We start from the raw sequence: 15,375 nt of genomic DNA, 5'->3' as shown, positions 1-15,375 counted from the left end.
TGGAGTACGGGCACCGGACACGCGGGCCGGGGTTGTCTTCCGGCTCCGCGCGTCTCCGGCGCCTCAGTGCCTCGGGTACGTGGTGGGCGGCGCCGTGGTGCGCGCTGCCGTGGTGCGTAAGGACGTAGGGAAAGGAGGGGGGAGGCGGGCGTCAGGCGGTACGGCGACGGCTGGCCAGCACGGCGAAGGTCACCCCGGCGATGCCGACGAGGATGCCGATGAGACCGAGGGCACGGGCGGTCGTGTCACTGGTGTCGGCGGAGGCCGTCGCGGCCTTCGCGTCGGCCCCGGCGGCGTCCTTCCCGGCCGAGGCGCCGTGCTCGTCGCCGGTGGCCGCGGTGAGCTTCAGCACGGGCGCGGGGCTCAGGGGCTCCGTGCCGTCCGACTTGGGCTCCTCGATCCAGCGGACGATGTTGTTGTTGTCGTACGTCTGGATCGCCTTGAACACCAGTTGGTCGGCGTCTTCGGGGAGTTGTCCGACGGAGAGGGGGAACTGCTGGAACTGGCCCGGTCCGATCTTGCCGCCGTCCGCGGTCCAGGTGACCTTGGAGACAGCCTCGGTGATGGTGTTGCCGTGCATCTCCAGCGGCTTGGCGAGCTTGGTCTTGGCGACCTCGATCTTCCAGCCCGGTACGGGCTGCGGCAGCACGGACGCCAGCGGGTGGTCGTCCGGGAAGTTCACCTCGACCTTGGTGGTGGAGGCGTCGTCGCGCTCGTTGGGGACCTTGAAGTTGATCGTCGCGTAACCGCCCTTGGCGGCCTCGCCCTGCGGCTGCACGCTGACATGCGCGGAGGCGGGACCGGCCAGCAGCAGAAGGGCGGTCGCGGCGATACCGCCGGCGACGGAGACGCGGGTGACGTTCTTGGCTGAGAACACAGAACACTCCACGGTGCGAGAGAAAGAGAAAGAGAGGTGATCAGAAGGGGGTGCCGCGGCGGCGGGTGCGCGACGGCACAGCGACTTCACCCCGGTCCGTGTCCGATGTCCATCGGCGCGCGGAAGCACGGAGGGTGTCGCGTCAGGCTGCGAGAGCGAATACGGCCGGCGGCCCGCGTCTGATCACCGTGTGCTGGAGAGTTTCCCCGGCCGGTGGGGACGGAGTGCGGTACGAGCCGTGAGAGGCGCGCGGTCGCGGCGCGGGTACGCAGGGCAGCCCGGCGCGCAGCGCCCGTACGAGGGCGAGAGCCGCGCGCAGGGCGCGCAGCACGGCACTGTCGGTGACTTCACCGATGCCCTGCGTCGACAGCCGGCTGAGCCGGAGCAGCGCGAGATCCCCGCGGCGCAGCAGCCAGCCCGTCGCCAGGGCGGCGAGCAGATGCCCGAGCACCATGGGGAGGGAGGGCAGCAGCCCCTCACCGGCGGCGGTGGCCGCTGCGGCGTTCGAGGCCGCGGGCCCGAAGGCGGCCGGCATGTGCTGATGAGCGGCCGTCGTCGAACCGACCGGGCTGATACCCGCGTTGGCGACGATCCGCTGTGCGTCGACCGCGCTGAGTGAGGCGGGACCCGCTCCGCAGACCAGCTTCGCGGCCATCCTGATCAACGCGTCGTCCGTGCCCGCCGGCACCTTGAGGTGCTGCTGGCCGAGGCCGAACAGGCTGTGCAGGCCGAGCTGACCGCCCATCAGGGCGACGACGATCGAGCCGGTCGACCGCGCGCGTCCGGCGAGTGGCGCGGCGACCGCGAACACTCCCAGGAAGCCGAGGAGCAAGGTCCACCAGGGGACCGGCGCGCAGGCGGCCAGTACATGCCCGGTCGCCGACAGCACGACGCAGACCGCGGTGAACACCGCGGCCCTCAGCAGCCGCGGGGCGGCTCCGGCGTACATGCGGGCGGGTCTGGACATGGCCGGGTCATCATCGCACTGCGCCCCAGGGCGCCGTAGGGCAGGTCCGGAAGGTCACCCTCTGTCCGATCTCCGTCCCGCCTCCGTGCCGTCTCAGCCCCGTCTCCGAGCCGTCCTCGTGCCGATTCCCGCCCCGTCCCCGCCCCGTCCCCGCCCCGTCCCCGCCCCGTCCCCGCCCCGTCCCCGCCCCGTCCCCGCCCCGTCCCCGCCCCGTCCCCGCCCCATCCATGCCCCGTCTCCGACCCGCCTTTGGCCCGCCTTTGGCCCGTCTCCGATCCGCCGCCGGGCTCCGTTCCATACACCGCGATGCGCCGCGGACGCGTCCGCCGAATGAGGGTTATCACGTCAACCTCGTGCTTACGACCGGAGGTCCGGGGCAATACGTATCGGTATGTCGAGCCTCGATATGTCGAGCGCCGGTATGTCGAGCCGCAGCCTGGAGGCTGGAGCATGAGCATCTGGTGGTCTCTCCACTTGCGGCGCGAAGCCGCGAGCGTTCCGCTCGCCCGCCGCCTTCTGCTCGGCGCCATGGACACCGTGGGTGTCGACCCGGACATCTCCTTCGACCTGTCGGTCGCGCTCAGTGAAGCCTGTGCGAACGCCGTTGAGCATGGCGGGGGCGAGACGTCCGGCGAGCCACCCGGGGCGTACCGGGTGACCGCCTATCTGGACGGGGAGAGATGCCGTATCGAAGTGGCCGACTCGGGCCCCGGCTTTCCCGCCCGGCGGGTGGTGCAGCGTACGGCCCCCGCGCCCGCGCTCACGGCCGAGAACGGCAGGGGGCTGGGGCTGATCGAGCAGCTCGCCGATCATGTGCAGTTCGGGAACCGGCCTGGGCACGGCGCGGTGATCAGCTTCGACAAGATCCTCAAATGGCGCGAGGGCGCCCTGCTCAGGGCCATGTGAGCGCCGAGCGGAACGCCCTACGGCCGAGCGGAACGCCCTCCACCAGGGACCGGGGTCAGGCCTGCTTGAGCGCCGCCATCCACGCCTCGACCTCGTCGGCCCGGCGCGGCAGCGCGGCCGACAGGTTCCGGTTCCCGTCCTCCGTGACGAGGATGTCGTCCTCGATCCGGACGCCGATGCCGCGGTACTCCTCGGGCACGGTGAGATCGTCGGCCTGGAAGTAGAGACCGGGCTCCACGGTGAGGCACATCCCCGGCTCCAGCGTTCCGTCCGCGTACGCCTCGCGGCGCGCGGCCGCGCAGTCGTGGACGTCCAGACCGAGCATGTGGCCGGTGCCGTGCAGCGTCCAGCGACGCTGGAGGCCCAACTCCAGGACCTTCTCGACCGGTCCGTCGAGCAGCCCCCACTCGACGAGCCTCTCGGCGAGGACCCGCTGCGAGGCGTCGTGGAAGTCGCGGTACTTCGCGCCCGGCCGCACCGCCGCGATGCCGGCCTCCTGGGAGTCGTACACCGCGTCGTAGATCTTCCGCTGGATCTCGCTGTAGCGGCCGTTGACCGGCAGGGTGCGCGTGACATCGGCGGTGTAGAGGGTGTGGGTCTCCACGCCCGCGTCGAGCAGCAGCAGGTCGCCGGAGCGCACGTCACCGTCGTTGCGCACCCAGTGCAGGGTGGTGGCGTGCGGTCCCGCCGCGCAGATCGAGCCGTACCCGATGTCGTTGCCCTCGACGCGGGCGCGCAGGAAGAACGTGCCCTCGATATAGCGCTCGCTGGTCGCCTCGGCCTTGTCGAGGATCTTCACGACGTCCTCGAAGCCGCGGACGGTGGAGTCCACGGCCTTCTGCAACTCGCCGATCTCGAACGCGTCCTTCACGGCGCGTGCCTCGGAGAGGTGGACGCGCAGTTCCTCGTCGCGCTCGGCGGTGACCTTGTCGGTCAGCGCGGCCTCGATGCCCGCGTCGTGTCCCCTGACGTTGCGGACGGGGCCCGTGGCGTCCTTGAGGGCGGCGGGCAGTTCCCGTACGTCCTTGGCGGGGATGCCGAGCAGCTGCTCGGCCTCGGTGAGGGAGTGCCGACGGCCGACCCACAGCTCGCCCTGGCCGTCGAGCCAGAACTCACCGTTCTCGCGGTTGGAGCGCGGCAGCAGGTAGACGGTCGCGTCGTGCCCGCCCTGGCCGGACGGGCCGGTCTTCGGCTCCAGTACGAGGACGCCGTCCTGGGTCTGGTCGCCGGTCAGGTACGTGTACTCGGTGGAGGCGCGGAAGGCGTACTCGGTGTCGTTGGAGCGGGTCTTGAGGTTGCCCGCGGGGATCACCAGGCGCTCGCCGGGGAAGCGCGCGGAGAGCGCGGCGCGGCGGGCGGCGGTCTCGGACGCCTGCGCGATCGGCTCCAGGCCGTGCAACTCGGTGTCGGCCCAGCCTGACTTCATGTTCTCTGCGAGCTCGTCGGACACGCCCGGGTACAGACCGTTCTTCCTCGGCTTGATCGATGCTTCATCTGTTTCAGGGGTCTCCGGCTCCGGGGTCTCCGGGGTGAGCTCCTCAGCCACGTCTTCTCCTCATACGACTCATACGACTACCGATACCGACTACGGGTACCGATTACGGATCTGGACCATCTGGGGATCTGGGCCATCTTTTCCATCGTATGTGCGAGGGGCGGAAGGCTCCGGCTCTCTATGAGGAATCCGTCATGATCACTCAAACCGGGCGGCGAGCAGAACGAAGTCCTCGTGCGGTTCCGGGGGGCCGGCCGGCCCAGGTCCGGCGGGCGGCAGGGCGTGCAGTACGTGGTCGGCGACCGCTCCCGGATCGTCCCTGGCGGTCGCGGGGACACTCGCGGCCGCCGCGTGCAGCCGGGCGAAGGCCCGGTCCATGGGCTCGCCCGTACGGCGCAGCAGGCCGTCCGTATAGAGCAGCACCGTTTCTCCGGGCGCGGTCACCAGCTCCACGCTCGGCGCCTGCCAGCAGGACAGCATTCCGAGCGGCGCCGACAGCGACGTCTCGACGAACTCGGTGCGCCGGTCCCCGACAACCAGCGGGGGCGCGTGTCCGGCTCCGGCCAGGACGAGCGTGCGCCGGGCGGGTTCGGCGTACGCGAAGAGCGCGGTGGCCGTACGCGCGGGCTCGGTCAGCCGTAGCAGAAGCTCCAGATCGGAGAGGACGGCGATGGGGTCCTCGCCCTCCATCACCGCGTACGCCCGCAGGGCGGCGCGCAGCTGTCCCGTCGCGGCCAGCGCGGCGGGACCGGAGCCGCTGACGGAGCCGACGGCGAGGCTGAGGGCGCCCTCGGGCAGCGGCAGCGCGTCGTACCAGTCGCCTCCGCCGTCCGGCGCGGCGCGGTGGCGCGCGGCGAGTTGTACGCCCGGCATCCGGGGCAGCCGGCCGGGCAGCAGCTCGTGGGTGAGGGTGGTCACATGGGTGCGGGCCCGTTCCAGCTCAAGCAGACGGGAGAGGTGTTCGCCGGCGTAACGGACGTAGAGACCGATCAGATGGCGTTGCCGTTCGGTCGGCTCGGTGGGTTCGTCGTACCACCAGACGGCGGCACCGAGCTGTGCGCGCTGAGAGGCCTGAATGGGCAGAGGAGCATGTGGGCCCTGAGGGGCGTGAGTGGGCAGAGGGGCATGTGGGGCCTGCGTGGCATGAGAGGGCTCTGCGGGCGGGCCCTCCGCGCCATTGACCAGGAGCGGTACGGCGTAACTGGCGCCGAGGCCGAGCCGTGCCGCCACCTCGCGCTGGCGCGGATCCGTTCCCGTACCTCTATCCGTTCCCGTACCTCTATCCGTTCCCGCTCCTCTACCCGTACCCGTACCCGCACTCGCACTCGCCCCCGTGTCGGCACCCGTGTCGGCGAGGAGATCGGGGACAGCCACCGGTTCGGCCGGTCCGCCGACGCCGTCGAGGAGCCTGCCGTACGAGGTGGCGCGGCGCGGCACGGTCTCCAGGTGGCCGAGATCGGCGTGGCTGAGTCCCAGCCCGAGGGTGGTGACCGGACCGAGGCCGTCCGCCGGTTCGAACAGGACCAGGCCCCGCCGCGCACCGGCCAGGGCCGCGCCGGCGCGCAGCAGTTCGTGCAGCGCGCAGTCCAGGAAACGGGCCCTGGCCAGGCGTTCGGTGAGTTCATGGAGGGTGGTGAGATCGGAGACCCAGCCCGCCAACCGGTCCTGGATCGGTGCGCCTGGCGCGGGCGGTAGGGCGTCGAGGGGCGAGGCAGTTTGCGTGGGGGCAGGGACCGTGGAGTTGATTCCAGCCACTTTCGGCATGTGCGGAGCGCTCATAGCAGCCGACTTCCGAGACGGGTCATTTCACTCAATAGCATCGCAAACCCCCATGTCATTCTGCGCAGCTATCAATAGATCCACATCTACACGTACAGCTGATGTGATGTCCAGCATTGTCCTAGAGGAACGGCAGGTGTCTATGAGACGCTGAACTTGGCTAAAAAATGACCCTGGTGATGTGGTTTTGCGGTCGACTGAGGGCGCTCAACTGGGAGTCCTTCAGGGCTGAGTTCGAGTACGACCCGGGTGGAGCGTCATTTCGAACGTGATGGGTACGTAAACGGTGACGGACAGGGGCAGTTGGGACCGCCTCGGAACCTGCCGACGGGCTTCGGCGTCTTAACCGCCGTAACTCACACCCATCCCCCGGAGTGGCGGGAAGAGTACAGCGGTACGGCAGCGGGACAGTAAGCGCCATGCGCACGCCACCCCTCGCCACGCGTTTAATGAAGACAGTCCGGGTTCGGTTCAGGGACGGTGCGACGCACCACGGCCGAGAAGGTCTGTCCGTGCCTCGGGCAAGGGGCGGCCACGCGTCGAAATGTACGCACGGTGAAGTGATGCACACACATGGTGTCAGTGTCATGTGGCGGCGTTCAACGGAAAGGAACGAGCGCTCATGCGCGAGATCCTCGGAAGGCGACGCAGGCTCCGGTTCCGGCGCAAGGGGAGGGCTGCTCAGCTCGACGCGGCGCTCACCTACGCCACTGCGTGGAGATGGCCCGTACTGCCGGGCGCCGGACTCACGTCGGCCGGCGGACGCGGGACGCGCGGCCACGCGTGCGCCTGCCCCGACCTCGAATGCGTCGTGCCCGGCGCGCACCCCTTCGACCCCGGGCTGCTCGCCGCCACCACCGACGAGCGCATGGTGCGCTGGTGGTGGGGCAACCGCCCCACGGCCCCGATCGTGCTGGCCACGGGCGACAGCGCGCCGTGCGCGGTGAGCCTCCCCGCGGTCGCCGGTGCGCGTGCGCTGGTGGAGCTGGACCGGATGGGCATGCGGCTGGGGCCGGTTGTCGCGACCCCGACCCGCTGGTCGCTGCTGGTGGCCCCGTACAGCCTCGAACAGCTCGGTGAGCTGCTCTACAGCAAGGACTGGGTGCCCAGTTCGCTGCGATTCCACGGTGAGGGCGGCTATCTGATGCTGCCGCCGTCCGAGGCGGCCGGCGGACAGGTCCGCTGGGAGCGGGCGCCTCTGGAGGGCTCCGCGGCGCCCTGGCTGCCGGATGTGGAGGCGGTCGTGGACGCGCTCGTCGAGGCGAGCACGAGCGCGCCGGACGGCGGCAGCCGGCTCGCGTACTGACGGGACTGCTGACGAGAGTCGGTCCCGCGTACGGGGCGACAGTCGGTCCCGCGTACGGGCGACCGCCGGCACGCGTGCTGACGGCGGCGCGTGTACCGCCGCGGCGTTGTTGAGAGCTCTTCGCGCCCCGGTCCGGACTGACCCGGACCGGGGCGCGTTCACGCTCTGTCACTCGTATGGGTGCGAGTAGGGCCGAGTTGCCGGGGAATTGGGCGCGCGGGGTCCATGGGCGCCTCATTCCGTCGATATCTTCGGCCCACCGTCCGCAATTCCCCGGCAGTGACAGGTGGGCCCCACCATGAATCTCCGCATGATCGGGCTCGCGGCCGTCGTGGTGTTCACGGCACTGCTGCCACTCGCCGCCTCAGCCGGCCCGTCGGACGGCCCTCTGTCCGACGCGGGAGCGACGAGCGGCACGACTGCGACGCGTGCCACGACTGCGACGGGCGGTACGACTGCGGTGGGCGGTACGACTGCGATGGGCGGCAGAGAGGGCGGTACGGCGAGCGGCGCGGCCAGGGTCCTTGCGGATGCGAAGACGGCACTTTCGTCTGTGTCCGGAATTAAAGGGTCCGCCATGGCTGCGAGCGCTGAGATCGCTGGGACCACCGGTAGGGATGGTATGTACCCCGCGGGACGAACGACCGAGCGATGCGGTCCCGAGGTCATCTCTCCCGAGGGAGTCGAGGCGCAGACCTGCGTCCTGACCGCGGCACGCGACAGGACGGCCGAGCCCGGCAACTCCGGCAACCCCCGCAGCACCGGCCGCCCCGGCAGGTCTGGCGCGGTTGGCACGTCTGGCAGGTCCGTCGGTCTCGACACGTGGGCGCGTACCTACTACCGCAACGAGACGGGCGGTGAACTGCTCGCCGTACTGAGCCTGATGGGGCCGTACGGGCGGACCGTACAGACCCACTGCCCGATCGACGCCGACGACGAACCGGCGATCTGCGAGACACCGCGCGAGCCGTCCCGGGGCGAACACACCGCCTACATGGCGGTGGCGGAGTTCTCCGCTCCCGCGAACAGTGGGAACGACGGGAACGGCTGGACCGGCGGGAACGGCTGGACCGACAGGAACGGCAGGGAGGCCGTGGGAGACGGCGTCGAAAGCGCGGAGATCGAGCCGCTGCTGCTGAGGTCGGGAAGCAACTCACCGGCTCCGGCGGCTCGTTGACACGCCGGGGGCGTCCGGGAACGCAGACGCCCGGTCGCTGGCGACGGGGGATGCACCAGCGACCGGGCTTCTAGAACCGTAACAAGAGATCGGCGGTTAGCAAATTCGATCCGGTGTATTCGGACAATGAATTACCTGCCGGTAGAGGAAGTTGTGACAGGTGTCACCGACTTCCGTGGAACGCGTCACAGTCCGTTGGGACTGTCAGCTCAGCGTCACCTGGCGGTTGGTGAGCCCGCCGCGCGCCCGGCGTTCGTCCCCGGTCAGCGGCTCGTCGACGGCGAGCGCCGCGGTGAGCCGCTCGGCGAATTCCGCCGCGGGCTTCTCGCACTCCTCCGCGCCCATCGCGCTCGGCAGGTCCCACACCGGCACGGTGAGCCCGTGCGCCCGGAAGGAGCCGACCAGCCGGGTGCCCTCACCGAGGCTTGATGTGCCCGCGGCGTGCAGCCGGGCCAGCGCGTCGAGCAGTTTCTCCTCGGGGTACGGCATGACCCAACGGAGGTGGTTCTTCTCCGGTGTCTCGCACCAGTACGCGGCGTCCGTCCCCGAGAGCAGCGCGGTGGGGATGGCGGCTGCGTTGGCGCGCTCCAGGGAGGCGGTCACCTCGGCCGAGGCGTTCTGCGCGTCCGGCACCCAGAACTCGAATCCGGAGTGGACGACCGGTGTGAAGGCGGCGTCGGGGTCGAGCAGGTCCTGGAGTCGCGGACCGTCGGCGGGCACCCGCTCGGCGGCCACCGGATTGCCGGGCTCCGCGGTCAGCGCACGCCGGAGCGTGTCGGCGAGATCGCGGCTCAGATCACCGGACGAGGTGTCGTTCTGGAGCGCGAGCAGTACGGAGCCGTCGTCGCGGCGGAGCGCCGGCCAGGCCATCGGCAGGACCGTCGCGAGGGTCACGGACGGAACTCCCTCGGGCAGTCCGTCCTTCAGGGTCAGTTCGGCGGTCGCGGCGGGCACCAGCTCGCGCAGCGCGACCCAGTCGCACTCCCCGGCGAGCCCCTCGAAGGGGCGCTGGACCAACTCGGTCACGGCGTGCGCGGCGGCCCGGCCGTGACAGGCCTTGTAGCGACGGCCCGACCCGCACGGGCAGGGCTCACGGGCCCCCACCACCGGAATAGGTCCGTCCTTGAGCTGAGCCTTCGCGGCCTTCGTCTGGGGGCGCTTCTTGGCCATGGTGTGGCTTTCTCCCGGTAGCGGCGATGCGGTGTCGGCGCGAGCCTAGCCGTACGGGGATTGCCGGGGGTGCGATGCGCCCGCGCGAACGGGCGAGACGGCGCGTCGGCCGGGCGACGCGTTGACGAGAGGGCGGGTCGGCCGGACGATGCGCCGACGAGGCGGAGGGGTGGCACGTCGACGCGCCGACGAGGCGGCACGGCCGATGCGTGACGAGGCGGCGGGTCGGCCGGACGATGCGCCGACGAGGCGACGAGGCCCCACGGGGATGCGTGACGAGACGGAGGGGCGGTCAGTCCCTGTCCTCCAGGACCTCCGTCAGACCCTGCCCCAGTCCGTCCAGCCTCTCCAGCCCGTCCAGCCCGTCCAGACCGCTCAGTCCGTCGAGACCCTCCAGCGCGTCCAGCCCCTCCAACCCGTCCAGCCCCTCCAACCCGTCCAGTCGTCCGTCCAGTTCCTCCAGGCCGTCACGGCTCTCCAGCCCCTGGCGGGGCGATGTGACGCGCGTAGCGAAATTGTCGTGACGATGCCCTTCCGTTTCCGTGACGATGACCCACACCGTGACTTCTCCGGAGGCGCTGTCCCGTACCCCCCACTCCTGGGCGAGGGCCGTGATGATGTTGAGCCCGCGCCCGCCGCGTGCCGTGACCGAGGGCGTGGCGGGGATGGGCCGCGTGGGACCACCGCCGTCCGTCACCTCGACGGTCAGCCGGCCCGCCTTGTCCACGCGCCAGGCGGCACGGACATCACCGTCACCGATCTCCGTACGCCCCAGCGGTCTGCCATGCCGGCAGGCATTGCTGAGCAGTTCGGAAAGGATCAGTACGGCGTCGTCCACCACCGAGTCCGACATTCCGCTGCGCCTCAACTGCTCGCGCATCCGGTGTCGCGCTTCACCCACGCCCGCAGGGCCATGGGGTACGGCCATGCACGACGACGTGGGCACTTTCTGTGCCACCACAAACGCCACCCCCGAGACCTCCTTTGCCCCACGCCACCGTGTGGATGCCCCAATGGCCTGGACCGGAAACCGGCCAGAGGAAGGCCATTGACGCACTCATGACGTTCGAACACGGAACGAACGCGCCGGTGCGCTCTTCGTCACTGTCCGTGAGGCGGAGTCAGGAAATGTCAGCCGAGACGGCCCAGCTGGGAGAGAACCTGTTTGGGGCGATTGGTGATGATCGCCTCCACTCCGAGGCGGACACAGAGATCGACATCTTCCGGCTCATTCACCGTCCAGACATGGACACGGTGGCCCGCCCTGTGCAGTCGGGCGATATATCCGGGGTGGTTACGGACGATCCGCATCCCGGGGCCCGCGATCCTGGCCCCCGCGGGAAGCCGTCCGTCGCGCAGCCGGGGTGACACGAACTGCATCAGATAAACGGTCGGCAGCTGGGGCGCCGCGGAGGCGATCCGGTGCAGGGAGCGCGCCGAGAAGCTCATGATCCGTACGGGCGACTCGCCGGGAACGGGTCCGCCCGGCACGGACCGGCCCCGGAAGGGCTCGCCGGGCGACGTGCCGCCCGGGGAGCGGCCGCCCCGCGTGCCGGCACCCGGGGTCCGGCCACCGCGCGCGGAGTCGTCCACCAGCCCGAACCGCCTCAGCAGTTGCAGCAGCCGTTCCTCCACCTGCCCGGCCCACCGGGTGGGGTGCTTGGTCTCGATGGCCAGCTGGATGGGGCGGCCGGCGTCCGCGACCAGTTCGAGCAGGCGCTCCAGCGTCAGTACGGAGGTGAACTCCGGGTCGCGCCAGTCCGGGCTCTCCTCGCTGTCCTTCCAGGAGCCGAAGTCGAGGGTCGCGAGATCGGCGAGTTCCAGGGCGGAGACGGCACCGCGGCCGTTGGAGGTGCGGTTCACCCGGCGGTCGTGGACGCAGACTAGATGGCCGTCGGCGGTGAGCCGTACATCGCACTCAAGCGCGTCGGCGCCGTCCTCGATGGCTTTCGTGTACGCGGCCAGGGTGTGCTCGGGGGCGTCCTCCGAGGCTCCGCGATGGGCGACGACCTGGATGCTGTGCTGGCGTGCTTGAGTCACCGCGTCATGGTGTCATCGTGAGGGGGTACGTGAGTGAACGGTTGGTGTCTCATGGCCGGTCGGTCCAGGTGCGTTCTTTTTGTCCGGTGTAAAGGATGACGGACAGATGCACAGGTCCTGCTTACAGTGGCCTGACGTGCTGTGGGAAAAGCTGACCGCGGACACTTGCACAGCGGACTCTTGCCGAAGACGACGTGGAACCGAGGAGAAAGAGCTGTGAGCACTGAGAACGAGGGCAACGCGGTCCCCGCCGACCCGTCCGTACCTCCCGTGCCGGATGCCGCTCCAGAGGGCACGCCCGCGTCCGCTCCGCGAGGGGCCGCGCCGGAGCCGACGGCGCACAAGCCGACAGCGCACGAGCCGGCTTCGCGTGAGTCGGCTCCGCATGAGCAGGCTCCGCATGAGCAGGCTCCGCATGAGCAGGCTCCGCATGAGCCGGTGGCGCCGAGGGCCGATCAGGCGGGCCGTTTCCCCGAGTCAGACCCCCAGTACCCGTCGTCGCAGTCGCAGTCGCAGTCGCATCCGCGGTCGCATCCTCAGCCTCATTCGCAGTACGGGCCCGCGCCGGACCATGCCGCCGCCGCCCCGCCGCGTGCGGCCGACGCGGGCTGGCCCCCGCCGCCGCCCGAGTTCCCCTCGTACGGCTCGTACGGCGGAGCGGGCGACGAGGGAGTGGGCAACGGCGGTCCGGGCTGGGGCGCGCCGGTGCAGGGACACGAGCCGCGCCCGCCGCGCAAGCGCCCGAGCGGGCTGATCACCGCCGTGCTCGCGGCCGCGCTGATCGCGGGCGGCGTGGGCGGCGGGGTCGGCTACTGGGCCGCCGAGAGAAACGACGAGGGTTCGATCGGCTCGACGACGGTCTCCGCGGCCGACGCCCCGAAGGAGGTCAAGCGAGACGCCGGTACGGTCGCCTCGGTGGCCGCCAAGTCGCTGCCGAGCGTCGTCACCATCGAGGCGCAGGGCGGTAACGGCGAAGGCGGTACGGGCACCGGCTTCGTCTACGACAGGGAAGGCCACATCCTCACCAACAACCACGTGGTGGCCTCCGCGGCGAACGGAGGTGACCTCACGGCGACCTTCTCCAACGGCAAGAAGTACGACGCGGAGGTCATCGGCCGGGCCGAGGGCTACGACGTGGCGGTGGTGAAGCTGAAGGAGGCGCCCCCCGGTCTGACCCCGCTCCCGCTCGCCAACTCGGAGCAGGTGGCCGTCGGGGACTCTACGATCGCGATCGGCGCACCGTTCGGTCTCTCCAACACGGTCACCACAGGCATCATCAGTGCCAAGAACCGCCCGGTCGCGTCGGGTGACGGCTCCGGCTCCAGCAACTCGTACATGAGCGCCCTCCAGACCGACGCCTCCATCAACCCGGGCAACTCCGGTGGCCCGCTGCTGGATTCGCGGGGCGCGGTCATCGGCATCAACTCGGCCATCCAGTCGGCGGGCAGCGGCGGCATGGGGCAGTCCCAGGCCGGCTCCATCGGGCTGGGCTTCGCCATCCCGATCAACCAGGCGAAGAACGTGGCCGACCAGCTCATCAAGACGGGCAAGCCCGTCTACCCCGTGATCGGCGCCACGGTCACGATGGCCGAGGGCGGCGAAGGCGCCACGATCTCGGCGCAGGGCGAGGGCGGCAGCCCGGCAGTCGTCCCGAACGGCCCGGCCGCCAAGGCGGGGCTGAAGGCCGGGGACGTCATCACCAAGTTCAACGGCACCCCGATCGACAGCGGCCCCACCCTCATCGGCCAGATCTGGACCCACCGGCCCGGCGACAAGGTCACCCTGACCTACAAGCGCGACGGCAAGGAGGCCACGGCCCAGGTCACCCTGGGCGAGCGCCAGGGCGAGAGCTGACAGGCGGGTCCGTACTCGACACCGGGCCTGTGTCCGGAGGCCGGCGGTAGGGCGTGGAGCGCGCTCAACCGCCGGCCGTCGTGTCGGCGGGGGTCTGGTCAGGGGTACCGCCGGCCGAGTCGGTGGTCACGGACTCGGCGGTCGAGGGCTTATCGGCCTCGGACGTACGGGTCTCGGACGTACGGGTCTCGGACGTACGGGTCTCCGACGTACGGGTCTCGGACGTACCGGCTTCGCACGTACGGGTCACGGACGTACCGGCCTTGGACGTACGGGCCTCGGACGTACGGGTCTCGGACTCGTCCGTCACCGACTCGTCCGTCACCGACTCATTCGTCACCGACTTGTCCGTCACCGACCTGTCCGTCACCGACGCACCCGGCGGGGCGGTCAGAACCCGGCGGGCGAGTGGCAGGTCGAGGGCACCGTCCCAGCGCGAGACCACGAACACCGCCGCGCAGTTGCCGAGCAGATTGACCACGACCCGCATCGAGTCCATGATCCGGTCCGCGCCGAGCAGCAGCGCGACCGCGCCCGCCGGGATGACACCCAGCGACGAGGCGGTGGCGGACAGGGCGAGGAAGGCCGAGCCCGGCACGCCCGCCATCCCCTTGCTGGTGAGCATCAGCACCAGTACGACCGTCACCTGCTGGCCCAGGCTCAGGTCCACGCCGACCGCCTGCGCGATGAAGAGCGTGCCGACGGAGAGATAGATGGACGCGCCGTCGAGGTTGAAGGAGTAGCCGGTGGGCAGCACGAGCCCCACCGCGTCGTCCCGGCAGCCCGCCTTGCGCAGCTTGTCCATCATGCGCGGCATCACACTCTCGCTGGAGGCGGTGCCGAGCGCGAGCAGCAGCTCGGCGCGCGTGTAGCGGACGAAGTGCCAGAGGCTGATCCCGGTGAGCAGCCGCAGCGCGACCGCGAGCAGCCCGAGGAACAGCAGCCCGACCAGGTAGCAGACCGCGATCAGCTTGCCGTACGTGGTGATGACCGTCAGCCCGTACTGCCCGATCAGGCCGGCCGAGGCGGCGAACACGGCCAGGGGCGCCAGCCGCATGACGTATCCCACGAGCGTGAAGACGACGGTCTCCACCTGGGCGACGGCGGGCAGGATGGCGGGCACCTTGGGCCCGAGATGGAGCAGAGCGGCGCCGGTCAGACAGGCCAGGACCAGCACTTGCAGGATCGAGTTCTCGGCGAACGCGCCGACGAAGCTGGTGGGAAGGGACTCCAGAACGAAGTCGGAGGTGGACGCCAGCTCGCCCCCGCCGGTCTTGGCGTCGATGGCGTCGGGGTCCAGGGTGGCGGGATCGACGTTCATCCCGGCCCCCGGCGACACCAGATTGGCGGCGACGAGCCCGAGGACGAGCGCGATCGTACTGGCCACCTCGAACCAGACCAGCGCCTTGACCCCGATCCGTCCGAACGCCCGCAGGTCCCCCGCCTTGGCGATCCCGGTGACCACGACGCAGAAGACCAGCGGCGCGATCATCGTCTTGATCAGGCGGATGAAGCCGTCACTGACCCACTGCACGGCAGCGCCGGCCTCCGGCCACACCTTCCCGACCAGCACCCCGAGCAGTAGGGCGACGGCGACCTGAGTGAACAGTGAGGTGCGCAGCAACGAGCCTGCGCGTCGTATCAGCACGAACATCTCCCCTGAGCGCTTCTGGCATGCGGAATGAACCTTCCGCGAAGATCACTCTCAGGGAGGTGGGATTCGACGGCATGAGGGCGACGTTACGAACGTCCGCCGCGCCGTTACGCGAACCGACGAAGAAGGCGAAACCCGTACGGACACGAC

The 15,375-nt window shown here is 70.3% G+C and carries 12 protein-coding genes; 4 read left to right on the top strand and 8 right to left on the bottom strand.

Annotation, left to right across the window (positions count from 1 at the left end; genetic code table 11):
* Positions 1-151 precede the first annotated feature (151 nt).
* Positions 152-877, bottom strand: coding sequence for a YcnI family protein (locus tag ACZ7LS_RS23890; RefSeq protein ID WP_382522464.1), 726 nt, complete (start codon positions 875-877; stop codon positions 152-154).
* A gap of 142 nt (positions 878-1,019) precedes the next feature.
* A complete protein-coding gene (locus tag ACZ7LS_RS23885; protein ID WP_385130895.1) occupies positions 1,020-1,844 on the bottom strand; it encodes a hypothetical protein in 825 nt (274 codons plus the stop codon).
* Positions 1,845-2,294: 450 nt separating this feature from the next.
* On the opposite strand from ACZ7LS_RS23885, the gene ACZ7LS_RS23880 reads away from it, so the two are divergent.
* The gene (locus tag ACZ7LS_RS23880) at positions 2,295-2,750 is read left to right on the top strand and encodes an ATP-binding protein (RefSeq protein WP_382522470.1); all 456 of its coding nucleotides are present in this window, start codon (positions 2,295-2,297) and stop codon (positions 2,748-2,750) included.
* Between the two features lie 55 nt (positions 2,751-2,805).
* On the opposite strand, the gene ACZ7LS_RS23875 is transcribed toward ACZ7LS_RS23880, so the two are convergent.
* Together ACZ7LS_RS23875 and ACZ7LS_RS23870 are read right to left on the bottom strand one after the other, a co-directional pair.
* Positions 2,806-4,296 (bottom strand): aminopeptidase P family protein, encoded by a 1,491-nt coding sequence (locus tag ACZ7LS_RS23875; RefSeq protein ID WP_385130892.1) that lies wholly within the window; start codon positions 4,294-4,296, stop codon positions 2,806-2,808.
* A gap of 147 nt (positions 4,297-4,443) precedes the next feature.
* The gene (locus ACZ7LS_RS23870; protein WP_385130889.1) at positions 4,444-6,024 is read right to left on the bottom strand and encodes a PP2C family protein-serine/threonine phosphatase; all 1,581 of its coding nucleotides are present in this window, start codon (positions 6,022-6,024) and stop codon (positions 4,444-4,446) included.
* Between the two features lie 622 nt (positions 6,025-6,646).
* Between ACZ7LS_RS23870 and ACZ7LS_RS23865 the strand changes: the two genes are divergently transcribed.
* Together ACZ7LS_RS23865 and ACZ7LS_RS23860 are read left to right on the top strand one after the other, a co-directional pair.
* Positions 6,647-7,330: a bifunctional DNA primase/polymerase gene (locus ACZ7LS_RS23865; RefSeq protein ID WP_356509045.1), complete on the top strand. Its 684-nt coding sequence runs from the start codon at positions 6,647-6,649 to the stop codon at positions 7,328-7,330.
* 622 nt (positions 7,331-7,952) lie between these two features.
* Positions 7,953-8,507: a hypothetical protein gene (locus ACZ7LS_RS23860; protein ID WP_385130886.1), complete on the top strand. Its 555-nt coding sequence runs from the start codon at positions 7,953-7,955 to the stop codon at positions 8,505-8,507.
* A 204-nt stretch (positions 8,508-8,711) separates the two neighbouring features.
* On the opposite strand, the gene ACZ7LS_RS23855 is transcribed toward ACZ7LS_RS23860, so the two are convergent.
* From ACZ7LS_RS23855 to ACZ7LS_RS23845, 3 genes are all read right to left on the bottom strand, one after another.
* On the bottom strand, positions 8,712-9,677 hold the full coding sequence (locus ACZ7LS_RS23855) for a DUF5926 family protein (RefSeq protein ID WP_382522483.1): 966 nt from the start codon (positions 9,675-9,677) through the stop codon (positions 8,712-8,714).
* Positions 9,678-9,969: 292 nt separating this feature from the next.
* Positions 9,970-10,557, bottom strand: coding sequence for an ATP-binding protein (locus ACZ7LS_RS23850; RefSeq protein WP_385130994.1), 588 nt, complete (start codon positions 10,555-10,557; stop codon positions 9,970-9,972).
* A gap of 251 nt (positions 10,558-10,808) precedes the next feature.
* Positions 10,809-11,717 (bottom strand): glycerophosphodiester phosphodiesterase, encoded by a 909-nt coding sequence (locus ACZ7LS_RS23845; protein ID WP_382522486.1) that lies wholly within the window; start codon positions 11,715-11,717, stop codon positions 10,809-10,811.
* A gap of 216 nt (positions 11,718-11,933) precedes the next feature.
* Here ACZ7LS_RS23845 and ACZ7LS_RS23840 point away from each other — a divergent pair, with 216 nt between their 5' ends.
* The gene (locus ACZ7LS_RS23840; protein WP_385130883.1) at positions 11,934-13,571 is read left to right on the top strand and encodes a S1C family serine protease; all 1,638 of its coding nucleotides are present in this window, start codon (positions 11,934-11,936) and stop codon (positions 13,569-13,571) included.
* A 64-nt stretch (positions 13,572-13,635) separates the two neighbouring features.
* On the opposite strand, the gene ACZ7LS_RS23835 is transcribed toward ACZ7LS_RS23840, so the two are convergent.
* A complete protein-coding gene (locus ACZ7LS_RS23835) occupies positions 13,636-15,195 on the bottom strand; it encodes a cation:dicarboxylate symporter family transporter (protein WP_385130991.1) in 1,560 nt (519 codons plus the stop codon).
* Between the last annotated feature and the right edge of the window lie 180 nt (positions 15,196-15,375).

It is taken from the genome of Streptomyces sp. NPDC039430, from assembly GCF_055639435.1.
The sequence above is the reverse complement of the archived record's forward strand: the minus strand, read 5'-3'. Positions and strand labels throughout refer to the sequence as shown.

Bases quoted from the DNA above. Each gene is read 5' to 3' on its own strand.
- ACZ7LS_RS23880 (WP_382522470.1), top strand. From the start codon at position 2,295: ATGAGCATCTGGTGGTCTCTCCACTTGCGGCGCGAAGCCGCGAGCGTT.
- ACZ7LS_RS23870 (WP_385130889.1), bottom strand. From the start codon at position 6,024: ATGAGCGCTCCGCACATGCCGAAAGTGGCTGGAATCAACTCCACGGTC.
- ACZ7LS_RS23855 (WP_382522483.1), bottom strand. From the start codon at position 9,677: ATGGCCAAGAAGCGCCCCCAGACGAAGGCCGCGAAGGCTCAGCTCAAG.
- ACZ7LS_RS23850 (WP_385130994.1), bottom strand. From the start codon at position 10,557: ATGCGCGAGCAGTTGAGGCGCAGCGGAATGTCGGACTCGGTGGTGGAC.
- ACZ7LS_RS23860 (WP_385130886.1), top strand. From the start codon at position 7,953: ATGTACCCCGCGGGACGAACGACCGAGCGATGCGGTCCCGAGGTCATC.
- ACZ7LS_RS23865 (WP_356509045.1), top strand. From the start codon at position 6,647: ATGCGCGAGATCCTCGGAAGGCGACGCAGGCTCCGGTTCCGGCGCAAG.
- ACZ7LS_RS23885 (WP_385130895.1), bottom strand. From the start codon at position 1,844: ATGTCCAGACCCGCCCGCATGTACGCCGGAGCCGCCCCGCGGCTGCTG.